This is a genomic window from Streptomyces coryli (assembly GCF_011044975.1).
Classification (GTDB): Bacteria; Actinomycetota; Actinomycetes; order Streptomycetales; family Streptomycetaceae; genus Streptomyces; species Streptomyces coryli.
On record NZ_JAAKZV010000374.1, the window covers coordinates 1 to 5,548 of the forward strand.

The 5,548-nt window shown below is 72.0% G+C and carries 3 protein-coding genes; all 3 read left to right on the plus strand.

The window, feature by feature from the left end:
• A partial coding sequence (locus G5C51_RS39510) for an NHLP family bacteriocin export ABC transporter peptidase/permease/ATPase subunit (RefSeq protein ID WP_240930240.1) occupies window positions 1-2,145 on the plus strand: 2,145 nt, incomplete at its 5' end.
• 3 nt (window positions 2,146-2,148) lie between these two features.
• Window positions 2,149-5,031, plus strand: coding sequence for an NHLP bacteriocin export ABC transporter permease/ATPase subunit (locus tag G5C51_RS39515; protein WP_165245357.1), 2,883 nt, complete (start codon window positions 2,149-2,151; stop codon window positions 5,029-5,031).
• 195 nt (window positions 5,032-5,226) lie between these two features.
• The coding region (locus tag G5C51_RS39520) for a type 1 glutamine amidotransferase family protein (RefSeq protein ID WP_476715158.1) at window positions 5,227-5,548 on the plus strand (322 nt) is incomplete at its 3' end.

Sequence of the window (5,548 nt, forward strand, 5' to 3'; positions counted from 1 at the left end):
CCCGTCCGCACCCCCACCATCCTCCAGATGGAGGCCGTCGAGTGCGGCGCCGCCGCGCTCGCCATGGTGCTCGCCCATTTCCGGCGCTACGTCCCCCTCGAAGAGCTCCGCGTCGCCTGCGGCGTCTCCCGCGACGGCTCCCGCGCCTCCAATCTCCTGAAGGCCGCCCGCAATTACGGCCTCAGGGCCAAGGGCATGCAGATGGACGTCGCCGCCCTGGCCGAGGTCCGCGGGCCGGCCATCCTCTTCTGGGAGTTCAACCACTACGTCGTCTACGACGGCATGGGCCGCCGCTTCGGCCGGCGCGGCGCCTGGATCAACGACCCCGACAAGGGCCGCCGCTTCATCCCGCTGGAGGACTTCGACGCCTCCTTCACCGGCGTCGTCCTCACCTTCGAGCCGGACGCCCGCTTCCGCCGCGGCGGCCGCAAGCCCGGTGTGCTGAGCGCGATGCCGCTCCGGCTGCGCGGCACCTCAGGGACCATGACCGCGGCCGTGATCGCCTCGCTGCTGCTGGTCGTCGTCGGCGCCGCGGTGCCGGCGCTCAGCCGCACGTACATCGACATGTTCCTCATCGGGAACCAGACGTCCCTGCTCGGGACGCTCTTCGCCGCCATGGCCACGACCCTGGTGCTGACCGCGGCGCTCACCGCCCTCCAGCAGGCCAATCTGCTGCGCGGCCGCATCATCGCCTCGACCCTCGGCAGCGCCCGCTTCCTCCGCCACCTCCTCCGGCTGCCGGTCACCTTCTTCTCCCAGCGCAGCCCCGCCGACCTCGTCCAGCGCCTGCAGTCCAACGACACCGTCGCCGAGACCCTCGCCCGCGACCTCGCCGCGGCGGGGGTGGACGCGGTGGTCGTCGTCCTCTACGCGCTGCTGCTCTGGACATACGACCCCCAGCTCACCGTCCTCGGCATCGGCATCGCGCTGCTGAACGTGCTCGCGATGCGCATCGTCATCGGCCTGCGCGCCACCAACACCCAGAAGCTGCGCGCCGACAGCGCCCGCCTCACCAACACCTCCTACAGCGGCCTCCAGCTCATCGAGACGATGAAGGCCACCGGCGGCGAGAACGGCTTCTTCCGCCGCTGGGCCGGGCAGCACGCCACGACGCTCGAGGTGCAGCAGCGGCTCGGCGTCCCCAGCGCCTGGCTGGCCGTCGTCGCCCCCACCCTGGCCGCGCTCAACAGCGCGCTGATCCTGATGATCGGCGGCATGCGCGCCGTCGAGGGCCATCTGTCGGTCGGCCTGCTGGTCGCCTTCCAGGCCCTCATTACGTCCTTCACGGCGCCGATCGCCCGCCTCAACGGCGTCGCCGGCCGTATCCAGGACTTCGGCGCCGACGTGGCGCGGCTCAAGGACGTCGAGAACGTCCCCGTCGACTCCCTCTACACCCGGCGCGAGCCCCCCGCCTCGACCCGCCGCCTCAAGGGCCACGTCGAGCTGGAGGCCATCACCTTCGGCTACAGCCCGCTGGACGCGCCGCTGCTCAAGGACTTCTCGCTGAGCGTCGGCCCCGGCCGCCAGGTCGCCCTCGTCGGCGGCTCCGGCAGCGGCAAGTCCACCGTCTCGCGGCTGATAGCCGGGCTGTACGCGCCGTGGGAGGGCACGGTCCGTATCGACGGGATGCGGGTCGAGGACATCCCGCGCGGCGCGCTCGCCGCCTCCGTCTCCTTCGTCGACCAGGACGTCTTCCTCTTCGAGGGCACCGTCCGCGACAACGTCGCCCTGTGGGACCCCTCCATCCCCGACGAGGACGTCGTCACCGCTCTGCGCGACGCCGCGGTGTACGACGTCGTCGCTCGCCGCCCCGGCGGCATCGACGCCCGCGTCGAGCAGGACGGCCGCAACTTCTCCGGCGGCCAGCGGCAGCGGCTGGAGATCGCCCGCGCGCTGGTGCGCCGCCCGTCCGTCCTCGTGCTCGACGAGGTCACCTCCGCCCTGGACGCGGAGACCGAGCAGCAGATCATCGACAACCTGCGCCGCCGCGGCTGCGCCTGCGTCGTCATCGCACACCGGCTCAGCACCGTCCGCGACAGCGACGAGATCGTCGTCCTCGACCGGGGCACGGTCGTCGAGCGCGGGCGGCACGAGTACCTCGCGGTGGCCGGCGGGCCGTACGCGGAACTGGTCAGGGAGCACTGAGAGTTGAGCGTCTCCTACGACAACGCCGCCACCGGGCAGCACGCGCAGGACCCCGTCCTCGCCGCCCTCGGACAGCTGGGCACCGCCGTCGACTGCACGGGGCTGCGCAGCATCCCGCTGGAGGGGCCGCACGTGCTGTGGCTCGTCCTCGACGGGGCGATGGATCTCTTCGCGGTGGACGCGGCGGAGGAGGGCCACTGGCACTTCCTCGGCCGGGTGCGGGCGGGCGCGCTGCTGCTCGGTCCGGTGGCAGGTCCCCGGCACACGCTCGTCGGCCGCCCGCTGGCCGGCTGCTGGCTGCGGCGGATCGAGCTGCGCGAACTGCAGCGGCCGGAGTGGGACACGGGGCAGTGGGATACGGGGCAGTTCTACACCGAGCAGTTCTACGCCGACCAGGGCCAGTACGGCGCGTACGAGACCCAGCCGTCCCCGCTCGAGAACGCCTTCGCCCTCGGCGTCGGCCGCGGGTTGCGCGTCCTCTACCAGGCACCGCTCGACGGCCGCCAGACCACCGACCAGTACGGCGGTGACGACGACATCCTCTGGATGCAGATCACCCCCGGCTCGGTCCAGTACGGCGCCGCCTACGAGGCCGACGCCGCCGGGCTGCTGCTCGTCGACCCCGCCATGTGGCAGTCGATGGTCGACCAGCAGTACCGGCTGCTCTACGCCCTCGACCACTGGATCGAGCAGCTGGAGCGCGCCCACGAGGACCGTACCGCCGCCGGCATCGAGGCGGGCGAGGCCGCCCGCGCCCAGGCCGATGAGGCGCTGGTCGCCTCCATCGGCCGCACCGGGAAGGGGCGTTCGGCGGGCCGGGCGGGCGACGACGCCGCGTACGCGGTCTGCCGCCTGGTCGCCGGCGAGGCCCGCATCCCGCTCGCGGAGCCGCGCGCCTCCGGGGCCGCCTCCGACCGGCTCGGCCCGGTCGAGCGGATCGCCCTGGCCTCCCGTATCCGCAGCCGCGAAGTGAAGCTGACCGGCCGCTGGTGGCGGGAGAACTCCGGGCCCCTGGTCGGCCATCGCGCGGAGGACGGCGCGCCGGTGGCGCTGCTGTGGCGCCGCGGCCGCTACCAGGCCGTGGACCCGGCGACCGGGGAGCGGGACCGTATCGACAAGGACACCCACGCCGCCTACGAGCCGCGCGCCGTGATGCTCTCCCGGCCGCTGCCCGACAGCAAGCTGTCGCTCGTCCAGGTGCTGCGCTTCAGCGTCCGCGGCACCCGTGGCGACCTGCGCAATCTGCTCCTCGCCGGTCTGGTCGCCGTCGGCCTGGGCGCCCTGGTGCCGATCGCCACCGGCAAGGTGCTGGGCGAATTCGTGCCGCGGGCGGAGACGAGCCTGATCACCCAGACCACGATGGCGCTGATCGCCACCAGCGTGGTCGCGGCGTCCTTCATGCTGATGCAGAACATCTCCATCCTCCGGATGGAGGGCCGCATCGAGGCCACCCTCCAGCCGGCCGTATGGGACCGTCTCCTCCGCCTCCCCACCCGCTTCTTCGCCGACCGTTCCACCGGCGAACTCGCCAGCGCCGCCATGGGGATCAGCGCCATCCGCCGCGTCCTGTCCGGCATCGGCCCGGTGGTGCTCCAGGCCGGCACGGTCGGCACGATGAACCTGGTGCTGCTCCTGCTCTACAGCGTCCCGCTGGCCATGGCGGCGATCGGGATGCTGCTGACGATCGCGGCCATCTTCGCGGCCCTGGGCCTGTGGCAGCTCCGCTACCAGCGCCGCCTGATCAAGCTCTCCCACAAGCTCAACAACCAGGCCTTCCAGACCCTGCGCGGCCTGCCCAAGCTGCGCGTCGCCGCCGCCGAGTCCTTCGCGTACGCGGCGTGGGCGAAGGAGTTCGCCCGGACCCGGGATCTGCAGCAGCGGATCGGCCGGATCAAGAACGCCACCACCGTCCTGAACGCGATCTATCTGCCGCTCACCGCGCTGCTGATGTTCATGCTGCTGGCCGGGCCCGCCCGCGGCTCCATGTCGGACAGCGCCTTTCTGACCTTCTCCACGGCGGTGACGATGCTGCTGACGTCGGTCACCCAGCTGACCGGCGCGCTCATCTCCACCGCGGCGGTGCTGCCGATGCTCGAGCAGATCAGGCCGCTCTTCCAGGAGACCCCCGAGGTGGACGCCGCCGCCACCCGCCCCGGCGAGCTGACCGGCGCCCTGGAGGCGCGCAACCTCTCCTACCGCTACTCGGCCGACGGCCCGCTGGTCCTGGACGACGTGTCTTTTTCCATCCAGCCGGGCGAGTTCGTCGCGATCGTCGGGGCCAGCGGCTGCGGCAAGTCCACCCTGCTGCGCCTCCTGATCGGCTTCGACCGTCCCGCCACCGGCAGCGTGTTGTACGACGGCCAGGACCTGGCCGCTCTCGACCAGGCCGCGGTGCGCCGTCAGTGCGGCGTCGTCCTGCAGCACGCCCAGCCCTTCACCGGTTCCATCCTCGACTGCATCTGCGGCACCGAGTCGTACACGCTGGAGGAGGCCTGGGAGGCGGCGGCGATGGCGGGTCTGGCGGAGGACATCAAGGCGATGCCGATGGGGATGCACACGATGCTCTCCGACGGCGGCGGCACCGTATCGGGCGGCCAGCGCCAGCGCCTGATGCTCGCCCAGGCCCTGATCCGCAAGCCCCGCATCCTCTACCTGGACGAGGCCACCAGCGCCCTGGACAACGAAACCCAGCGCACGATCATCAACTCCACCCGCGCCCTGAACTCCACCCGCGTCGTCATCGCCCACCGCCTGACGACGATTCTGGACGCGGACCGGGTCGTGGTGCTCTCCGACGGCAAGGTGACCCAACAGGGCTCCCCCGCCGACCTGTTGGCGGACCGGACGGGCCTCTTCCACCACCTGGTGCGACGGCAGCTGGCCTGACGGGAAGGGCCCAGGTCGCGGCCACCTGTTAACAATCTGTGCATCAGCGGCTACCGTACGGTGCGTTGACCGCCGGGGGGTGGCAGGGCTGGGTGTGCGCCGGCGCGCTGGAGTGATCCAGCCGCGGACGGCCGCACGCGGGTTGCGTCAGCCCACTGGATCTCTTGGATCGGTGGGGGCGTGCTTCAGCAAAGGATGCAACAGCGGGCGGCGGCGGCCAGTGAGGACGCACAGCTTTTGGTGCGCGGCGGGGAATCCCCCGGCCTCTCGGACAGGCGCCGAAGACACACTGTGGCGGTGCTGCTGTTCAGCGGCGTGCCGTTCGTTGAGAGCTCCATCCCCGTTTCCGCCTTCGGGGCGAGCCCGGGCGGTGTGGGCGACTCGCAGTACCGCCTGCTGGTCTGCGCGGGCGAGGAGCCGCCGCTGCATACGACCGGCGGCCTGGAGCTGGCCACTCCGCACGGCCTCGAGGCGCTCGCCAAGGCCGGCACCATCGTCGTACCGGCCTGGCGCTCGA